Here is a 16,800-nt window from a genome sequence, read left to right as displayed (position 1 = left end):
GACAGCCGAGTTGAGAATCTGGTTTGCTCCACTAGGTAACGATCTTCCCCGGGCAGGAGTTCACGCATGGCCCGCGTCAGTGTCCCCGACGGCCCCGGTGGCGAAGCCGCCATGATCTGGTCGCTACGACCCCAGCTCGGCTCCATGGTCGAACGGATGATTCGCGGCGCTTACCAGCAGAGCATGCTCCCGGCCGAGGAACGCGAGCTGGCCCGGATGCGAATCGCTCAGATCAACGACTGCGTGGCCTGCTCGGACTTCCGCGCCCAATCGGTGCTGGACGCCGGGGTCGCCCCCGAGCTGTACGACAACGTCGCCGCGTACGCCAGCTACCCCGGCTACACCGCGCGCCAGCGCCTCGCCATCGAGTTCGCGGAACGCTTCGCCACCGACCACGCGTCGATGGGCGACGCGTTCTTCGATCGGCTGCGGGAGTCGTTCTCCGACGAGGAGATCCTCGATCTCACGCTGTGCGTCGCGGTTTTCCTGGGCCTGGGGCGTTCGCTGACCGTCCTGGGCGTCGACCAATCCTGTGCCATCGACCTCTGAGCTTTCTTGAACCAACCCCGGGAAGGACGCAATGGACCTCGCCTCGGTCGACGAATTGCTGACCACCACCCGGGCGGTGCGCAGACGCCTCGACCTGAGCCGGCCGGTGGGTCGCGATGTGATCCTCGAGTGCATCCGGCTCGCGATGCAGGCCCCGACCGCGAGCAACGCGCAGGACTGGCGATGGCTGGTGATCACCGATGCCGACAAGCGCGCCGCGATCGGCGACATTTATCGCAGCATCGGCGCCGAGTACCTCGCGTACGCGGTCAAGGAGGCGGCCGATCCCCAGACCCAGCGCGTGTACGCCGGCGCGCTGGCCCTGACCGAAACGCTGGCCCGAGTGCCCGTGCACGTCATCCCCTGTCTGGACAACCGCATCGACAACTCGAATCTGCTGACCGCCGCGTCGGCCTGGGCGTCGATCATCCCGGCGGGCTGGAGCTTCCTGCTGGCCCTGCGGTCCCGCGGGCTGGGATCGGTGTGGACGACGATGCACCTGGCCAAGGAAAACGAAGTGGCCGAATTGCTCGGCATCCCCGACACCGCCACCCAGGCCGCGCTGTTCCCGGTCGCCTACACCATCGGCACTGACTTCCGGCCGGCCAAGCGGCCGCCGGCGGAGACGATCACTTACTGGGATAGCTGGGGAGAGAGCTGATGCAGTCCTACACCGTGCGATTCCACGTCGATGCGCCGCCGAGGAAGGTGTGGCGGGTGCTTCATCCGCCGGTGCCGCCGAACGCGCCGCGGCCGCGGGTCCTCACGTGGCCCACCGGCAGCATGGAAATCCTGAACGAAGGCAATGAGGCCGGCGAGGGCCTGGTGCGCACGTGCATATTCCCGGTTCCCAAGTACCTGCTGTCCGGCGGCAAGGGGCGATCCTGGGAGAGCGTGACCGAGGCCGAGATCAACAAATTGTCGCGTTATGTTGCCGTCGGTGCGCCGCTGTGGTCCCGCGCGGAGGGTTATCACGAACTGGAGGAGCAGCCCGACGGCACCACCGTGCTGACCTTCCACGAGACCTACCACGCCTACAACCCGGTGCTGCGCTTCTTCCTGGAGCGCCCCGTGCACGCGAGGATTTCCCGCGACAACCTCGAGGTGTACGAGCACGCGCTGGGCTATGCGGGCAAGGTACGCCGGTTGACGTAATCTGCTGTCTTACAACACATTTCGTACAGATCGCGGCAGCACGCCGCCGTTGATCGGCCTTCGCCGTACCAAACATGTCAGACCCTGGGTGCATCGTGTCGGCAAGCACGATGAAAGGGGACTTGGGATGTGCTGGAAGTGCGACAATCCGGGCGCCACCGCCGAGGACTACCTCGCCGAACTGCGCCAGACGATGCTCGAGAGCGGCTGGGCAGTGCAGTACGTGGAGAGCGATCGGATGCCGTTCGCGTATACGGTCGGCCTGACCCGCTACGGGCTGCCCGAACTCCTGGTCACGGGCGTCGCGCCGCGCCGAGCGGCGCGGATGCTGAACACCCTCGGTCGGCGAGCGGTGAAGGGCGAGCGGCCGTCCCCCGGCATGCGGATCGGCCTGCCCGCCGGCCCCCTTGTCGAAATGGTCGAGGTCGAGCACCCCGACGTGTATCTGATTTTCGCGGGCGCAATGTTCGGCGATGAGGTGACGGCGCTGCAGGTGGTGTGGGTGGATGCACGCGGTCGCTGGCCATGGAGTGCGAGCTTCGACGACGGACGGGGCACCCAGGCGGTTCTCGGTGTGCGCACGGCAACAGAAATGTGAAATGGGGCGCTCGCCCCGGTACGCTGACGTTCTATGCGGTTCAAAGCGGGCGCACCGGTAGCGGCACGAGTCGTTGCCGCCGGGCTGCTGCTTGCGGGTTGGGCGGCGTCCGCGGGAGTCGCCGGCGCCGATCCGACGCCGGCGCCGCCGCCCGGGCCGAAGACGGCGATCGATCACGACGGCACGTATGCGGTCGGAACCGACATCGCGCCGGGCATCTACAGCTCGGCGGGGCCCGTCGGCGACGGCACCTGCTACTGGAAGCGGTCGGGCAACCCGGACGGCAACCTCGTCGACAACGCGCTGAGCAAGAAGCCACAGGTAGTGCAGATCGACCCGACCGACAAATCCTTCAAGACGACGGGCTGCCAGCCGTGGCAGCTGACCCCGGACGCCGCCCTGCCTCCCAGTGCGCCGCCCGCCGGCGTGCAAGGCACGCTCGGCATCCTCAACGGGCTGCTCGGCGGCCAGAACGGCCAGCAACCCCCCCATTCTTGACGGGAGCCCGCTGCCATTGGCAAGTGACGCGGGTGACCCGCAGCAGATCGTCGTCGTCGGCGCCGGTGTCAGCGGTTTGACGTCGGCCGTGTGTCTGGCCGAAGCGGGCTGGCCGGTGCGGGTGTGGGCGGCCGCGATGCCCCGGCAGACGACCTCGGCGGTGGCCGGAGCGGTTTGGGCTCCCCCGCGGCCCGCCGAACGCGCCGCGGCGACCCTGCGTTGGAGCGAGCACTCGCTCGAGGTGTTCCGCGATCTGGCCGACGACCCCGACACCGGCGTTCGCATGGCACCGGCGCTGGCCGTCGGGGAATTCATCGGAGCGGAGGCCGCCTCGCCCGCGGCCCAGCTGATCCCCGACCTGCGGCCGGCCGACCCCACCGACGTCCCCGGGGACTTCGGCGCCGGGTTTCGCGCCACCATGCCCATGGTCGACATGCCGCAATACCTCGACTACCTGACCGGGCGCCTGGCCGCGGCCGGCTGCGAAATCGAGGCGCGCCAGGTCGAGTCGTTGGCCGAGGTCGCCGACGCCGCACCGATCGTCGTCAACTGCGCCGGGCTCGGCGCCGGAGCCCTGACGGGCGACGACACCGTGCGGCCGCTGTTCGGCCAGCACGTCGTGCTGGCCAATCCCGGTCTGCGCCAACTGTTTATCGAATTGAACCAGGGCCCGGAATGGACATGTTTCTTCCCGCACCCCCAGCGCGTAGTGTGCGGCGGCATCAGCATCCCCGACCGCTGGGACACCACCCCGGATCCCGGGGTGACCGACCGGATCCTGGACCGGTGCCGCCGGATCGAGCCACGACTCGGCGACGCCGAGGTGCTCGAGACGATCACCGCGCTGCGTCCCGACCGGCCATCGGTGCGACTGGAAGCCGAGCCGCTCGGGCGGGCCCGATGCATTCACAACTACGGCCACGGCGGCAACGGCGTGACGCTGTCGTGGGGTTGCGCGCGCGACGTTGTGCGCCTGGTCGACGGGGTCGCGCGGTGAGCATCGACTACCGGCTGGACGATCACATCGCCACCATCACGATCAACCGTCCCGAGACGCGAAACTCCCTGGACATGGCGCACTTTCGCGACCTGGCCCATGCGTGGGCGGCGTTCCGCGACGACGAACGGGCCTGGGTCGCGGTGATCACCGGCGTCGGCCGGGACTTCTGCACGGGGGCCGACCTCAAGAAGTTCATTCCCGAACTCACCGGCGACCTGCCCAGGCCCGAGGGGTGGAACAAGGACGACGCCATCCACGCCGTGTTGCATCGGTTCCCGGTGTACAAGCCGATCGTCGCCGCCGTGAACGGAACCTGTGTCGCGGGCGGCTTCGAGATGCTGACCTCCACCGACATCCGAGTCGCGGTCCCCGAGGCGCGCTTCGCGATGATGGAGCCCAAGCGCGGCCTCTTCGCCGGCGGCGGGAGCACGGTGCGGTTGCCGCGCCAGATGCCCTACCCGTACGCGATGGAGTTGCTGCTGACGGCCGACATGGTGGACGCCGAGCGAGCCCTCGCCATGGGACTGATCAACCGCGTCGTCCCGGCGGATCGGCTGATGGACACCGCCTACGACTTCGCCGAGCGCATCGTCGCCAACGCTCCCCTGGCGGTGTTCGCGACGAAGCAGTCGGCCGTCGAAGGTTTGGCGCTCGGCCTCGAGGCGGCCTACGACAACGAAACCCGGCACAGCGACCGCGTTTTCGAGACCGAGGACGCCAAGGAGGGGCCGCGCGCGTTCGCCGAGAAGCGACCGCCGCGCTGGCGGGCCCGCTGAACCTCAGGCGCGGGTGACGTCCCGGATGACCAGCGACAGCACCCAGCTCACGATGGACAGCACGATCGCGGCCCAGATCGCCGTCCACCAGAAGTGATCGATCTCCAATCCCCAGTGCGTAGTGTGCACCGTGATCCACGACGTGATCCACAACATCAGCGCGTTGATCACGATATGGAAGAGGCCGAGGGTCACGATGTACAGCGGGATCGACAGGATCTGGACGACCGGCTTGATGAACGCGTTGACCAGACCGAAGACCACGGCGACCACGAAGATGATGCCGATCGTCTGCAGCGTGGTGCTGCCGCCGACGAATCTCATGCCGTGCACGAAGAGCGTGACGATCCACATTGCGATGCCGGTCAGCGTGGCGCGAAGCAGGAAGGGGCCCATGCGGGAAATCCTGCCACCCGCCGGGGCGGTTTTAGTTGAGGTTGTAGAAACGCTGCGCGTTGAGCCCGCCGATCTTTTCGCGCGCCTCCTCGCTGATGTCCGCGCGGGTGCGCAGGTGCTTGGTGCTCTCCGGCCATTCGCCGTCCCAGTGCGGGTAATCGCTCGCGAACATGATGAAGTCGGCGCCGAGCACGTCGATCACGCCGGGCAGGATCGGTTCCTCGGGCTCACACGTCACGAAGATGTTGCCTCCGGCCAGGTACTCGTGCGGATCGCGACGCCAGCCGCGCTCGACCCAGTCGCCCCGCTTCTCGTAATGCTCGTGCAGGCGATCGATGAAGAACGGCACCCACCCTGCACCCGCCTCGAGGAAGGCGACCCGCAACTGGGGATGCCGCTCGAAGACGCCGCCGGAGACCATCGCGGTCATCGCCGTCATCTGGTCGAAGGGAAAGCTGATGCAGTGCACCTGAATGTAATTGGTGAAGCGGTCCACGCCGATCTTCGGCAGGTGAATGCCGGGTGCGCCGTGAACGCCGAGCGGCATCTGAAGATCCACGGCGGCGGCGTAGAACGGATCGAGGTCGGGGTGGTCGAGGTTGCGGGTCTTGAGCGCCGGCGGGATCAGCGTCGCCACCAGCCCGAGCTCTTTGGCCTCGGTCATGACGTCGATGGCCGCCCGGCCGTGTTCGATGGGGGTGACCGCCACCCCGCGCAGCCGGCCCCCCGAGGAGGCGCAGTAATCCGCGATCCACTGGTTGTAGAGCCGCGAAAATCCCGCGGCGAATTCCGGGTCCTCCAGGCTGGGCGCGCACAGCCCCATGCTCGGATACAGCACCATGGTGTCGATGTGATCGCGGTCGGCGTCGCCCAGCACCCCCTCGGGTGAGCGGCAATTGATGTCGGGTGCCTTGCTGATCCCGTGCTCGGGCGGGCAGCCCGCCCCGGGTCCCTGGTCCTCCGGATAATTGCGGCCTTCCAACGTCAACCGCAGCCGCCCGTCCGTGCTGGGCCTGACGTGATCGGGCCAGCGCTTGATCGCTTCGATCGCCAGCGAGGAGTTCTCGGCGACGTGTCCATCGGCGTCGATGATTCGCATGTATCCGGAACTTACTCTCGCGCATCGCCGCCCGGTACTGCACGATGCTGAAGTGACAAGTCCTCGAAATAAGTTGACGGCCGATCAGCGAAATTCGTTCGTCGCGGCGTTGCTGGGCTGGACGATGGACGCCTTCGACTACTTCATCGTCGTGCTGGTCTACGCCGACATCGCCAAGACCTTCCACATCAGCAAGGCGGAGGTCGCGTTCGTCACGACGGCGACGCTGATCATGCGCCCCGTCGGCGCGCTGCTGTTCGGGCTGTGGGCCGACCGCGTCGGACGGCGGCTCCCCCTGATGGTCGACGTGATGTTCTACTCGGTGGTCGGGTTCCTGTGCGCCTTCGCGCCCAATTTCACCGTCCTTGTGGTGCTGCGGCTGCTGTACGGCATCGGCATGGGCGGCGAGTGGGGGTTGGGGGCCGCGCTGGCCATGGAGAAGGTTCCGGTCGAGCGGCGCGGGTTCTTCTCGGGGCTGCTGCAGGAGGGTTACGCGTTCGGTTATCTGCTGGCGAGCGTCGCCTCACTGGTGGTGATGAACTGGCTGGGGTTGTCGTGGCGTTGGCTGTTCGCCTTGAGCATCATCCCGGCACTGATCAGCCTCATCATCCGCTACCGGGTGGAGGAGTCCGAGGTGTGGGAGGCCGCGCAGGACCGGATGAAGCTGACCAGCACCAGGATCCGCGACGTGCTGCGCGACGGGGCGATCATCCGGCGATTCTTCTACCTGGTGCTGCTGATGACCGCGTTCAACTGGATGAGCCACGGCACCCAGGACGTCTACCCGACCTTCCTGGGCGCCACGGGCAATCACGGCGCCGGCCTGTCCAGCGCGACCGTCAAGTGGATCGTGATCGTCTACAACCTCGGCGCCATCGTCGGCGGCCTGTTCTTCGGGACGATGTCGCAGCGGTTCGGCCGCCGGTACACGATCATCTTCTGCGCGTTGTTGGGCCTGCCGATCGTGCCGCTGTTCGCCTACTCGCACACCGCGGCGATGCTGTGCCTCGGCTCGTTTTTGATGCAGCTCTGCGTGCAGGGCGCGTGGGGCGTGATTCCCGCCCATCTCACCGAGATGTCCCCGGACGCCATCCGCGGCCTCTACCCCGGTGTGACGTACCAGCTCGGGAACCTGCTGGCGGCGTTCAACCTGCCCATCCAGGAACGCCTGGCCGAGTCGCACGGCTACCCCTTCGCGCTGGCGGCGACGATCGTGCCGGTGCTGATCGCCGTGGCGTTCCTCACGCTGATCGGCAAGGATGCCACCGGGATTCGCTTCGGAACCTCCGAAAGCGCTTTCCTGCCAACCGAAATGACGTGAGCTTATTCGGCGGTGCCGAGCATGCGCAGCAGCAGGTGCATCGCCACCGTCGTCGACCGCTCGCGGACGTCCGAGCGGTTCCCGGGTAGCCGCAGCGTTCGGGTATCGGTGCGACCGTCGCCCAGCATGACGGTGAAACACACCGTGCCGACGGGCTTTTCCGGCGTCCCCCCGCCCGGGCCGGCGATCCCGGTGATGGCGACGGCGGTGTCCGCGCCGAAGCGCTTCAGCGCGGCCGCCGCCATCGCCTCGGCCACCGGTTCGGACACCGCGCCGTGTTTCTCGATCAAGCCCGGGTCGACGCCCAGCAGGTTCGTCTTGGCCTCGTTGGAGTATGAGACGACGCCGCCCGTCACGTAGTCCGAGGAACCGGCCCGATCGGTCAGCCGCGCCGCCAACAGCCCCGCCGTGCACGATTCCGCCGTCGCTATCCAGCGGCCGGCCAGTAATCGGGCCACGAGGTCGTCCACCCTTGAGCCGTCTTCGGAGTAGATCTGCCGGCCGTGCCGCTCGCGCAGCACCTCGGTCAGGCGCGCATAGGCGTCCGCGGCGTCCGGCTCGTACCGGGTGACCATCTCGATCTCCCCGCGACGCAGGCAGGTGGTGATCTCCAGGCGCTCGAAGCCGGGCACGGATTGCTCGGCGGCGCGCAACGTTTCGGCCAGCCCGGACTCGGGCAGCCCGAACATCCGGATCGTCTCCTGCCGGTACGTCGTCCGGCCGGCGATCGCCTCTTGGGCGGCGGGCGTCTCGATTGCCGTGTGCCACATGGGTTGAAGCTCGCGCGGCGGCCCGGGAAGCACGATCACCGTGGGCTTGCCGGGCACCACCACCCCCGGCGCGGTGCCGACGGGGTCGAGCACCTGCGCCCCCTCGGGGACCATCGCCTGTTTGCGGTTGGCGGCCCTGATGGACTCGAAAGTGCCGGGTTCCAGGGCGGATTGGAACGCGGCATTGCGGCCCATCAGCTTCTTGAGGATCTCGGCGATCTTATTCTCGGTCGCCTCGTCGAGGACGAGCTCGCGGCCGCAGAAGCGCGCCACCACCTCGACCGTCATGTCGTCGGCCGTCGGGCCCAGCCCGCCGCTGGTGACGATCAAGTCCACCCCCTGCTCGGCCATGAACCGCAGCTGCGCCTCGATGTCGGCCGGGCGGTCGCCGCAGATGGTGATGTGCGCCAGCTCGACGCCCAGTTCCAACAGTCGATCGGCGATCCAGGGACCGTTCGCGTCTTGGACGCGCCCGGTCAGGACTTCAGTTCCGGTGACGACGATGCCTGCGCGTGCGCTCACCGGCATGAGCCTACTGGCGTGTCCTGTCTCGGCTGACTGAACTAGCCTGAGGCGGTGGCCGGGACGTCTGCGCCGCGGATTCGCTACGCCAAATGCGGTGACCCCGAATTGGGGCTGGACATCGCCTACCAGGTCTTCGGCGAAGGGCCGGTTGACCTGGTCTTGCTGGCGGGACCATCGATACCGATCGACTCCATCGACGCCGAGCCCTCCCTCTACCGCTTCTACCGGCGCCTGGCCTCATTCAGCCGCGTGATCCGCTTCGACTTCCGCGGAATGGGTCTGTCGTCGCGGGTGCCCTCGCTGGAGATGATCGGGCCGAAGTTCTGGGCCGAGGACGCGATCGCCGTGATGGATGCGGTCGGCTGCGAGCAGGCGTCCATCCTCGCGACGAGCTACAACGCGATGAGCGGGCTGGTGCTCGCCGCCGACTACGCCGAACGGGTGCGCAGCCTGGTGATCATCAACGGCACCGCCCGGATCGTGTGGGCGCCCGACTACCCGGTCGGCGCCCGGCCCAGCGCCACCGACCCGTTCACGTCCGTCGCGATCGAGCCCGATGCGGTTGAACAGGGGTTCGATGTGCTGGGAATCATCGCGCCCAGCGTCGCCCGCGACGACGCGTTCCGGGCGTGGTGGGACGTCGCCGGCAACCGCGCGGCGTCGCCGAGTATGGCGCGCGCCGTGAGCAGAGTCGTCACCGAGAGCGACGTGCGCGACACCCTCCCGCGCATCGGCGTGAAAACGCTTATCCTGCATCGGGATAGCGTCAAATTCATCTTGCCGAGCAATGGTCGTTATCTTGCGCAGCACATTGCCGGCTCACGCTATGTCGAACTGCCGGGCGAAGATTCGCTGTACTGGGTCGGCGACGCCGGGCCGATGCTGGGGGAAATCGAGGAATTCCTCACCGGCGTTCGCGGGGGCTCCGACAGCGAGCGCGTGCTCACCACGATCGTGTTCACCGACATCGTCGGCGGTACCCAGCGCGCCGCCGAACTCGGCGACCAACGATGGCGGGATCTGCTCGACCGGCACGACACCCTGGTCCGCCGGGAAATCACGCGATTCCGTGGGACCGAAAGAAACCAGGCGGGCGACGGATTCCTCGCGACGTTTGTGAGCCCCAGCGCCGCAATTTCGTTCGCCGACGCCGTCGTCGACGCGGTGCGGGTGCTCGGCGTCCAGGTGCGGGTCGGCATTCACGCGGGCGAGATCGAGGTTCGCGGCAACGACGTCGCCGGGCTGTCGGTACACATCGGTGCGCGCGTTTCGGCGCTGGCCGGGCCGAGCGAGGTGCTGGTGTCCTCGACGGTGCGCGACATCGTCGCCGGCTCCGGGCGCGACTTCGCGCCGCGCGGCGAGTATGAGCTCAAAGGCGTGCCGGACTTGTGGCGGCTCTACGCGCTGGTGCGCGAGCAGGCGACCATCCGGCCTTAGCGGCCCGGCTGACCCGGTTGCCCGGGCTGACCGGGCTGGCCGGGTTGCCCACCGGGTCCTGGCGCCCCGCCGTCGCCGCCCCGGCCGCCGTCACCTCCTCGGCCCCCGGCTCCACCCGCGCCGCCCTGGCCGCCGTCGCCTCCCCTGCCCCCGGCTCCACCGGCGCCGCCCTGTCCGGGCTGTCCGGGTTCGCCGCTCGTGGGTGTTTCACTAGTCATGGCTTCACCTGCCTCCCTGGGAGCCAGATCAGCCTATTCCTCGGGTGCCAAGCGGTGCGTGACAATGTGCCGATGGTCGAGATCGAGGTTTTGCAGGCGGACGTAACGAAATTAGACGTCGACGCGATCGCCAACGCGGCCAACACTCAACTCCGGCACGGCGGCGGCGTCGCCGCGGCCATCTCCCGCGCCGGCGGGCCCGAGGTGCAGCGGGAGTCGATCGAGAAAGCGCCGATCGGGTTGGGGGACGCGGTCGAAACCGGCGCGGGCGACATGCCGGCGCGCTACGTGATCCACGCGGCGACGATGGAACTCGGCGGCCCGACCTCCGCCGAGATCATCACCCGCGCGACGGCTTCCACCTTGCGCAAGGCCGACGAACTCGGCTGCCGCACGCTGGCTTTGGTGGCGTTCGGCACCGGCGTCGGCGGCTTCCCGCTCGAGGACGCCGCGCGGCTGATGGTCGACGTCGTCCGGCAACACCGGGCGAGCTCGCTGGAAAAGGTCGTTTTCGCGGTCCACGGCGACGCGGCCGAGCGGGCGTTCCGGAACGCGGTCCGCGGCTAACCGTCGGACAGATAGCGCTCGACGGTGGCGACCTTCTGCGTCATCGCGTCGTGGGCCCCGGGCCGCCAGTCCGCCTTGATCACCGTGCTGACCCGGGGCGCACGGGCGGCCACCGCCTCGACGGCGCGTTGAACGACGGCCATCACCTGCTCCCAGCTGTCGCCCTCGATCACGGTGAACATGGAGTCGGTCTTGTTGGGCAGGCCGGACTCGCGGACCACGCGTACCGCGTCGGCGACGATCTCGCCGACGCCCTCGCCGACGCCCAGCGGGGTGACCGAAAACGCGACGAGCACGGACACGTGACGAGCCTACCCAACCTTGTCGAGGCGAACCTGGCAGCATCGAGGGCCATGCGGGTTCTGGTGCAACGGGTCTCGTCGGCGTCGGTGTCGGTCGACGGCCGGGTGGTGGGAGCCATCCGGCCGGACGGCCAGGGCCTGTTGGCCTTCGTCGGCGTCACCCACGCCGACGATCCGGACAAGGCGCGCAGGCTGGCCGAAAAGCTCTGGAATCTGCGCATTCTCGCCGACGAGCGGTCCGCGGCCGATGTCGATGCGCCCATCTTGGTGGTCAGCCAGTTCACCCTGTACGCCGACACCGCCAAGGGCCGGCGCCCGTCATGGAACGCGGCCGCGCCCGCCGAGGTCGCCGAACCGCTCGTGACAGTGTTCGCGGAGACGCTGCGAGCGCTGGGCGCCGAGGTGCGCACCGGTGTGTTCGGCGCGCACATGCAAGTCGAGTTGGTGAACGACGGCCCGGTCACGGTGAGCTTGGAACTTTGACGGCGCCCGCGCGGGTACGTTGGTGCGCTATGAGCACGACACCTGAATTTGGCTCGCTTCGTTCCGAGGACGACCAGTGGGACATCGTCAGCGGCGTGGGCTACACCGCGCTGCTGGTGGCGGGGTGGCGGGCGCTGCACGCCGTCAGCCCGCAACCGCTGGTCCGAGACGAATACGCGAAGGTATTCATCGCCGCCGCACAGGACCCGTATCTGGCGGGGGTGCTTGCCAATCCGGGAACCTCGGAGGGCGAGACGGCCTTTCCGCGCCTCTACGGCGTGCAAACCCGGTTCTTCGACGACTTCTTCACGTCCGCCGGCGACGCGGGCATCCGGCAAGCGGTGATCGTCGCCGCCGGGTTGGATTCCCGGGCCTACCGGCTCGAATGGCCCTCTGGCACCACGGTTTTCGAGGTGGACTTGCCGAAAGTCCTGGAATTCAAGACCCGCGTCCTCGGTGAGCAGGGCGCCACGCCCAAGGCCCGCCGCATCGAGGTCGGAGCCGACCTGCGCACCGACTGGTCGCGGCGGTTGGAAGGGGCCGGCTTCGACACGGAAACGCCCAGCGCCTGGTCGGTCGAGGGGGTGCTGCCCTACCTGACCGACGACGCCCAGAACGCGCTCTTCACCCGCATCAGCGGGCTCAGCGCGCCCGGCAGCCGAATCGCCATCGGCGCGCTGGGATCGCGGTTGGACCGCCAGCAGCTCGCCGCCCTGGAAGCCGACCATCCCGGCGTCAACATGTCCGGTGACGTCGACTTCTCCGCCCTCACCTACGAACCCAAGTCCGACCCGGCGGACTCGCTCGCCTCGCACGGCTGGGCCGTCGAACCGGTCCGCAACACGCTGGACCTGCAGGCCGGCTACGGGATGACCCCGCCGGAGGTCGACGTCAAGATCGACGCCTTCATGCACTCGCAATACATCACGGCGACGCGCTCGGAGTGAGCCGGGACTAGGGCGTTAGCAGGACCTTCACCTCGTCGCCGGACCGGGCCTCCGCGGTCGCGTAGCCCTTGGCCGCCTCGTCCAATGGCAGTGTGGTGGTGAAGATTCCGTCGACATCGAGCCGGCCGGACCGCAGCAGCGGGATCAACTCGGGCCAGGTCCGCTGGACCGGCGCCGTGGTCATCCGCAGCGTGATGCTGCGAATCAGGCAGCCCAGGGCGTTGAGCGGAAACGGGTTCATGTCGTGCACACCCACCACCGAAACGGTGCCCCCCGGCCGCACCGCATTGAGCGCGTCGGTCAGGGACGCGTCGGTGGCGACGGCGTCGATCACGGCGTCGGCGCCGCGGCCCCCCGTCGCCGCGAGGATGGCCTCAACCGCCGGCGCCTTGATTGGCGTGGCTCCCCACCGCGCGGCACGGTCCAGCCTGCCGTCGACGTGATCGACGGCGAAAATCGTTGCGGCGCCCTGGAACAGCGCGCTGCGCAGCGAGCACAACCCGACCGCGCCGAGGCCGATCACGGCCACGGTGCCGCCCAACGGGATATCGGCGCGCTGCGCGGCGGCCCACCCGGTGGCCAGGTTGTCGGTCAACAGCAGCGCCTGCTCGGTGCTGATCCCCTCGGGCGTCTTCAACAGCTGAAAATCGGCGGCGGGCACGGCGAGCAGGTCGGCCTGCGCGCCGCCGAGCAGGCCCCCGCCGAAGATCTGGAAGCCCGAGTAACACAGGACCGGATCGCGGGTGGCACACCCCGGGCAGTGGCCGCAGCCGGTCACCGAGGACACCATGACCTGGTCGCCGGCCTTGACCGTGCGCACCTCGGGTCCGACTTCCACGACCGTGCCGACGGCTTCGTGGCCCAGCGCAATCGGATCGGGCATCGGGAAATCCGCCTCGTAGAAGTGCAGATCGGATCCGCAGATGCCGGCAGCGGTGACTTCGACGATTGCCCCGTCGGGGCCGGGAAGCGCCGGATCCGGGCGGGTCTCGACGCGAATGTTGCGGGGTCCGTCGACGACTACCGTGCGCATGCTGCTGTGCTCACTTTCCCTCTCGCACAATGAATTGCGACCAGTCGGGCTCGCGCACCGCGGCCCAGTACTCGTTCAGGCGCCACGGGCTGACGGTGTGGATCTCGCCGTCGGCGTTCTTGAAGTAGGAATGCTTGACCGCCGGGTGCGACCAGACCATCTTCTTGATCTGCGTTTGCGTCCGTTCGTGCCATGCGGTGGCGGCCTCGGCCTTCGGCTCGATCGAATGCAGCTTCTGCTCCGCCAGCCGCCGCAGGCACTGGTCGACGTAGCGCATCTGCAGTTCGGATTGGAAGATCAGGCTGCCGCCGTGGGCGAGGTGGGTGCCGGGTCCGTAGATGATGAAGAAGTTCGGGAACCCCGGCACCGTGATGCCCAGGTGCGCGTACGGACGACTCCCCCACATCTCGTGCAGGTCAATCCCATTGCGGCCCCGCACCTTCAGGGGCCACAGCACATCGGTGTGCCGGAATCCGGTGGCGTAGACGATGACGTCCGCGTCGTGGGTCACGCCGTTGTCGGTAACGACGCCGTGCGGCGCGATCCGCTGGATCGGTGTGCGCACCAGCTCGACGTTGTCCCGTTGCAGCGTCCGCAGCCAGCTGCCGTTGTCCTGCAGGGTCCGCTTGCCCGTCGCGGGGTAGTCGGGCAACACCTTGTCCAACAGCTCTTGGGAGTTCGAGCCTTCGGCGACCTGGCTGGTGATCCACTGCGAGAACATCATTCGCGCGGCGGCGTTGATGTCGCTGACCGCGTAGTCCTGATCGGCGTAGTTCGGATCGCCCTCCGCGGCGTCGAGGCCCTTGTCGGCGCCGGGCCAAAGCACGAGAAACCGATACCACCGCCCGTAGAACGGCAGGTGGCGTATCGCCCAGCGCACGCCCTCGCCGACCTCGTCGTGGTACATGGCGTTCGGGAACATCCATTGGGCCGTCCGCTGGAACACCGTCAGGTGCTCGACCTGGTCGGCGATAGCCGGTGCGATCTGAAATCCGCTGGCGCCGGCCCCGATCAGCGCGACCCGCTTGCCCGTCAGGTCGACCGAGTGGTCCCAGGCGGCGGAGTGAAACGACGGGCCCTCGAAGCTCTCGGCGCCATCGAATTCGGGGACATTGGGCCGGTTCAGTTGCCCGACCGCGGTGATGACGGCCCGCGCGGTCAGCGTGCTCGTCTCGCCGTCGGCGTGTCGCAGGGCGACGCTCCAGGCGCCGTCGCCGTCGTCCCACTCGGCCGCGACCACCTCCGTGTTCCACCGGATGTGCTCGGCCAGGTCGTGTTTGTTCATCACCGCGGTGAAATAGTCCTGCAGCTCGTGCTGCTCGGCGAAGAAGTGGGTCCAGTCGTTGTTGGGTTCGAAGCTGTAGCAATAGAAATGGTTTGCGACATCGACGCGGGCGCCGGGATAGCTGTTCTCCCACCACGTTCCGCCGGGTCCGGCGTTCTTTTCGACGATGGTGAACGGGATGTTGGCTTGCCTGAGGCGGATTCCGGCCAGAATGCCCGATTCACCGCACCCGACCACCAGGACCGGTAGCTCGGCGGCGGATTCGGTGGGCAGCTTGGCCGGGCGACGGGGGTCGACGCCCTCGAGATCCATCTCCTCCAGGATCAGCGGCAGGTAGTCGTCGGTCACGTGTTCGCAGGCGGCCCAGTCCATCATCTCCCGAATGAGTTCAGGGCTCAGCGGCTCGGGCTCGGGGCAACCGCGGTCCCGATAGTCGGTGATCACCGGCAGCGCGGCCGCGCGGGCCCGCGCCTTGTCCTCCTCCGACATGAACCCCTGGACCTCGTTGAGGAAAATCCCCATGGGCTTGAAGTCCCGGATGAAGCGTGGGTCGCCGGTGATGTGGACGAGCGACAGCAGCAGGGTCGGGATGCTGACATCCTCGAGCGCGGCCGCGATTTCGGCCGTCGAGGTGGTGAACGGATGGCCGGCGTAACGGCTGCGCATCAAGCCGATCCTTCCGGTAGACGGGACGCCGACCAATTACGCTACGCATGGTTTCGTAATTGGCAGGACCACGCTACCCCGCGACGCCGCCGCCGATCAAGGGAGCCAGCTACGGTTCGTCACCGTCGGGGTCGCGGTGGAATCGTTCGGGGTGGTGGTAGGGGTTGGTGCGAGGTTGTCCGCGATCCAGGTGTGGTGGTGGTATCCATTCCGTCTCGCCCTGGGCATTGGTGCGGGTGGTCCACCCTTTTTCGGCGAGGCGGTTGTCGGGGCCGCAGGCCAGGGTGAGGTCGTCGATGTCGGTGCGGCGGGTCGCGGCCCACCCCCGGACGTGGTGAACCTGGCTGTGGTAGGCGGGGGCATCGCAGCCGGGCTTGGTGCAGCCACGATCCTTGGCGTAGAGCACGATTCGTTGGGCGGGCGACGCCAGCCGCTTGGTGTGGTGCAGTGCCAGCGCCTTACCGCGGTCGAAGATCGCCAAGTAGTGATGCGCGTGGCTGGCCCAACGGATCACATCCGACATCGGCACCAAAGTTCCGCCGGCGGTCAGCGCCTTGCCGGCGGCCGCCTCGAGCTCCTGCAGGGTCGTGGTCACCACGATCGACACGGGCAAGCCGTTGTGCTGGCCCAGCTCGCCCGAGGCGAACAGGGCGCGCAGGCCGGCGAGCAATCCGTCGTGGTTGCGCTGGGCCGGGGATCGGCTGTCGCGGCGCACCGCATCTTCGTCGGGCGGCGAATCGATTACGGGGGTTTCGTCCTCGGGGTTGCAGGCGCCGGGGGCAGCCAGTTTGGCCAACATCGCCTCGATCGCGGCGCGCAGCTCCGGGGTCACCAACCCGGTGATCCGCGACATGCCGTCGAATTCTTGGGTGCCGAGGGTGATCCCGCGCCTGCGCGCTCGTTGTCGGTCGCTGAATTCGCCGTCGGGGTTGAGCCAGTCCATGATCCGCTGGGCGTATTTGGCGAGCTGGTCGGGTCGGTAGTGGCTGGCCGTGCGGGCCAGGTCTGCTTCGGCGGCCTCGCGGGTGCAGCCGTCCACGTCGGTGGGCAGGTGGGCGAAGAAGCTGCGGATCACCCGCACGTGCGTATCGCAGATCAGCCCTTCGCGTTGGGCGGTCGCGGTCGCGGCCATGCGGGGCGGCAACGACTCACCGGTGAGCGCGCGGCGTTCACCC

At 68.1% G+C, this 16,800-nt stretch carries 17 protein-coding genes and 2 pseudogenes; 12 read left to right on the top strand and 7 right to left on the bottom strand.

The window, feature by feature from the left end; translation table 11 throughout:
- Window positions 1-66: 66 nt before the first annotated feature.
- The 7 genes from A5655_RS26180 to A5655_RS26150 all read left to right on the top strand — a co-directional run bounded on the left by A5655_RS26180 (window position 67) and on the right by A5655_RS26150 (window position 4,576).
- The gene (locus A5655_RS26180) at window positions 67-549 is read left to right on the top strand and encodes a carboxymuconolactone decarboxylase family protein (RefSeq protein ID WP_067015821.1); all 483 of its coding nucleotides are present in this window, start codon (window positions 67-69) and stop codon (window positions 547-549) included.
- A gap of 31 nt (window positions 550-580) precedes the next feature.
- Window positions 581-1,210, top strand: a complete 630-nt coding sequence (locus A5655_RS26175; protein ID WP_067015818.1) for a nitroreductase family protein — start codon at window positions 581-583, stop codon at window positions 1,208-1,210.
- Window positions 1,210-1,704, top strand: a complete 495-nt coding sequence (locus A5655_RS26170; protein WP_067015816.1) for an SRPBCC family protein — start codon at window positions 1,210-1,212, stop codon at window positions 1,702-1,704. Before A5655_RS26175 ends, A5655_RS26170 begins: the two co-directional genes overlap by 1 nt.
- 127 nt (window positions 1,705-1,831) lie before the next feature.
- Window positions 1,832-2,302 (top strand): DUF4262 domain-containing protein, encoded by a 471-nt coding sequence (locus tag A5655_RS26165; protein WP_067015813.1) that lies wholly within the window; start codon window positions 1,832-1,834, stop codon window positions 2,300-2,302.
- Between the two features lie 33 nt (window positions 2,303-2,335).
- On the top strand, window positions 2,336-2,800 hold the full coding sequence (locus tag A5655_RS26160; RefSeq protein ID WP_067015810.1) for a hypothetical protein: 465 nt from the start codon (window positions 2,336-2,338) through the stop codon (window positions 2,798-2,800).
- Between the two features lie 16 nt (window positions 2,801-2,816).
- Window positions 2,817-3,797, top strand: a complete 981-nt coding sequence (locus tag A5655_RS26155; protein ID WP_082978905.1) for an FAD-dependent oxidoreductase — start codon at window positions 2,817-2,819, stop codon at window positions 3,795-3,797.
- Window positions 3,794-4,576 carry an enoyl-CoA hydratase/isomerase family protein gene (locus A5655_RS26150; RefSeq protein WP_067015807.1) on the top strand — a complete coding sequence of 261 codons (783 nt, stop codon included), beginning with the start codon at window positions 3,794-3,796 and terminating at the stop codon, window positions 4,574-4,576. Before A5655_RS26155 ends, A5655_RS26150 begins: the two co-directional genes overlap by 4 nt.
- 3 nt (window positions 4,577-4,579) lie before the next feature.
- On the opposite strand, the gene A5655_RS26145 is transcribed toward A5655_RS26150, so the two are convergent.
- Complete coding sequence (locus A5655_RS26145) at window positions 4,580-4,972, bottom strand: phage holin family protein (protein WP_067015804.1); 393 nt, start codon at window positions 4,970-4,972, stop codon at window positions 4,580-4,582.
- Window positions 4,973-5,003: 31 nt separating this feature from the next.
- Window positions 5,004-6,071: an amidohydrolase family protein gene (locus A5655_RS26140; protein ID WP_067015801.1), complete on the bottom strand. Its 1,068-nt coding sequence runs from the start codon at window positions 6,069-6,071 to the stop codon at window positions 5,004-5,006.
- On the opposite strand from A5655_RS26140, the gene A5655_RS26135 reads away from it, so the two are divergent.
- Window positions 6,061-7,392 carry an MFS transporter gene (locus A5655_RS26135; protein WP_369807256.1) on the top strand — a complete coding sequence of 444 codons (1,332 nt, stop codon included), beginning with the start codon at window positions 6,061-6,063 and terminating at the stop codon, window positions 7,390-7,392. The genes A5655_RS26140 and A5655_RS26135 overlap by 11 nt on opposite strands.
- Window positions 7,393-7,394: 2 nt before the next feature.
- Here the strand turns inward: A5655_RS26135 and A5655_RS26130 are convergent, their stop codons facing one another.
- On the bottom strand, window positions 7,395-8,690 hold the full coding sequence (locus tag A5655_RS26130) for a competence/damage-inducible protein A (RefSeq protein WP_067015797.1): 1,296 nt from the start codon (window positions 8,688-8,690) through the stop codon (window positions 7,395-7,397).
- Window positions 8,691-8,738: 48 nt separating this feature from the next.
- On the opposite strand from A5655_RS26130, the gene A5655_RS26125 reads away from it, so the two are divergent.
- Window positions 8,739-10,124 carry an adenylate/guanylate cyclase domain-containing protein gene (locus tag A5655_RS26125; RefSeq protein WP_067015793.1) on the top strand — a complete coding sequence of 462 codons (1,386 nt, stop codon included), beginning with the start codon at window positions 8,739-8,741 and terminating at the stop codon, window positions 10,122-10,124.
- Between the two features lie 290 nt (window positions 10,125-10,414).
- Complete coding sequence (locus tag A5655_RS26120; RefSeq protein WP_067016099.1) at window positions 10,415-10,909, top strand: macro domain-containing protein; 495 nt, start codon at window positions 10,415-10,417, stop codon at window positions 10,907-10,909.
- Here the strand turns inward: A5655_RS26120 and A5655_RS26115 are convergent.
- Window positions 10,906-11,211, bottom strand: coding sequence for an MTH1187 family thiamine-binding protein (locus A5655_RS26115; RefSeq protein WP_067015789.1), 306 nt, complete (start codon window positions 11,209-11,211; stop codon window positions 10,906-10,908). The genes A5655_RS26120 and A5655_RS26115 overlap by 4 nt on opposite strands.
- Window positions 11,212-11,262: 51 nt before the next feature.
- Here A5655_RS26115 and dtd point away from each other — a divergent pair, with 51 nt between their 5' ends.
- Together dtd and A5655_RS26105 are read left to right on the top strand one after the other, a co-directional pair.
- Window positions 11,263-11,694, top strand: a complete 432-nt coding sequence (gene dtd, locus A5655_RS26110) for a D-aminoacyl-tRNA deacylase (RefSeq protein WP_067015786.1) — start codon at window positions 11,263-11,265, stop codon at window positions 11,692-11,694.
- Between the two features lie 29 nt (window positions 11,695-11,723).
- Window positions 11,724-12,503 (top strand): annotated as a pseudogene (locus tag A5655_RS26105) (SAM-dependent methyltransferase); the annotation flags it as partial.
- A 3-nt stretch (window positions 12,504-12,506) separates the two neighbouring features.
- On the opposite strand, the pseudogene A5655_RS26100 reads toward A5655_RS26105, so the two are convergent.
- The 3 genes and pseudogenes from A5655_RS26100 to A5655_RS26090 all read right to left on the bottom strand — a co-directional run.
- Window positions 12,507-13,674: pseudogene (locus tag A5655_RS26100) on the bottom strand (alcohol dehydrogenase catalytic domain-containing protein); the annotation flags it as partial.
- Window positions 13,675-13,684: 10 nt separating this feature from the next.
- Window positions 13,685-15,625, bottom strand: coding sequence for an NAD(P)/FAD-dependent oxidoreductase (locus tag A5655_RS26095; protein WP_067015776.1), 1,941 nt, complete (start codon window positions 15,623-15,625; stop codon window positions 13,685-13,687).
- A gap of 109 nt (window positions 15,626-15,734) precedes the next feature.
- On the bottom strand, window positions 15,735-16,800 hold a 1,066-nt coding region (locus A5655_RS26090; RefSeq protein ID WP_067015773.1), incomplete at its 5' end, for an HNH endonuclease signature motif containing protein.

The sequence above is a fragment of the Mycobacterium sp. 1081908.1 genome, assembly GCF_001673535.1.
Classification (GTDB): Bacteria; Actinomycetota; Actinomycetes; order Mycobacteriales; family Mycobacteriaceae; genus Mycobacterium.
This window is presented reverse-complemented; position numbering and strand designations above follow the sequence as displayed.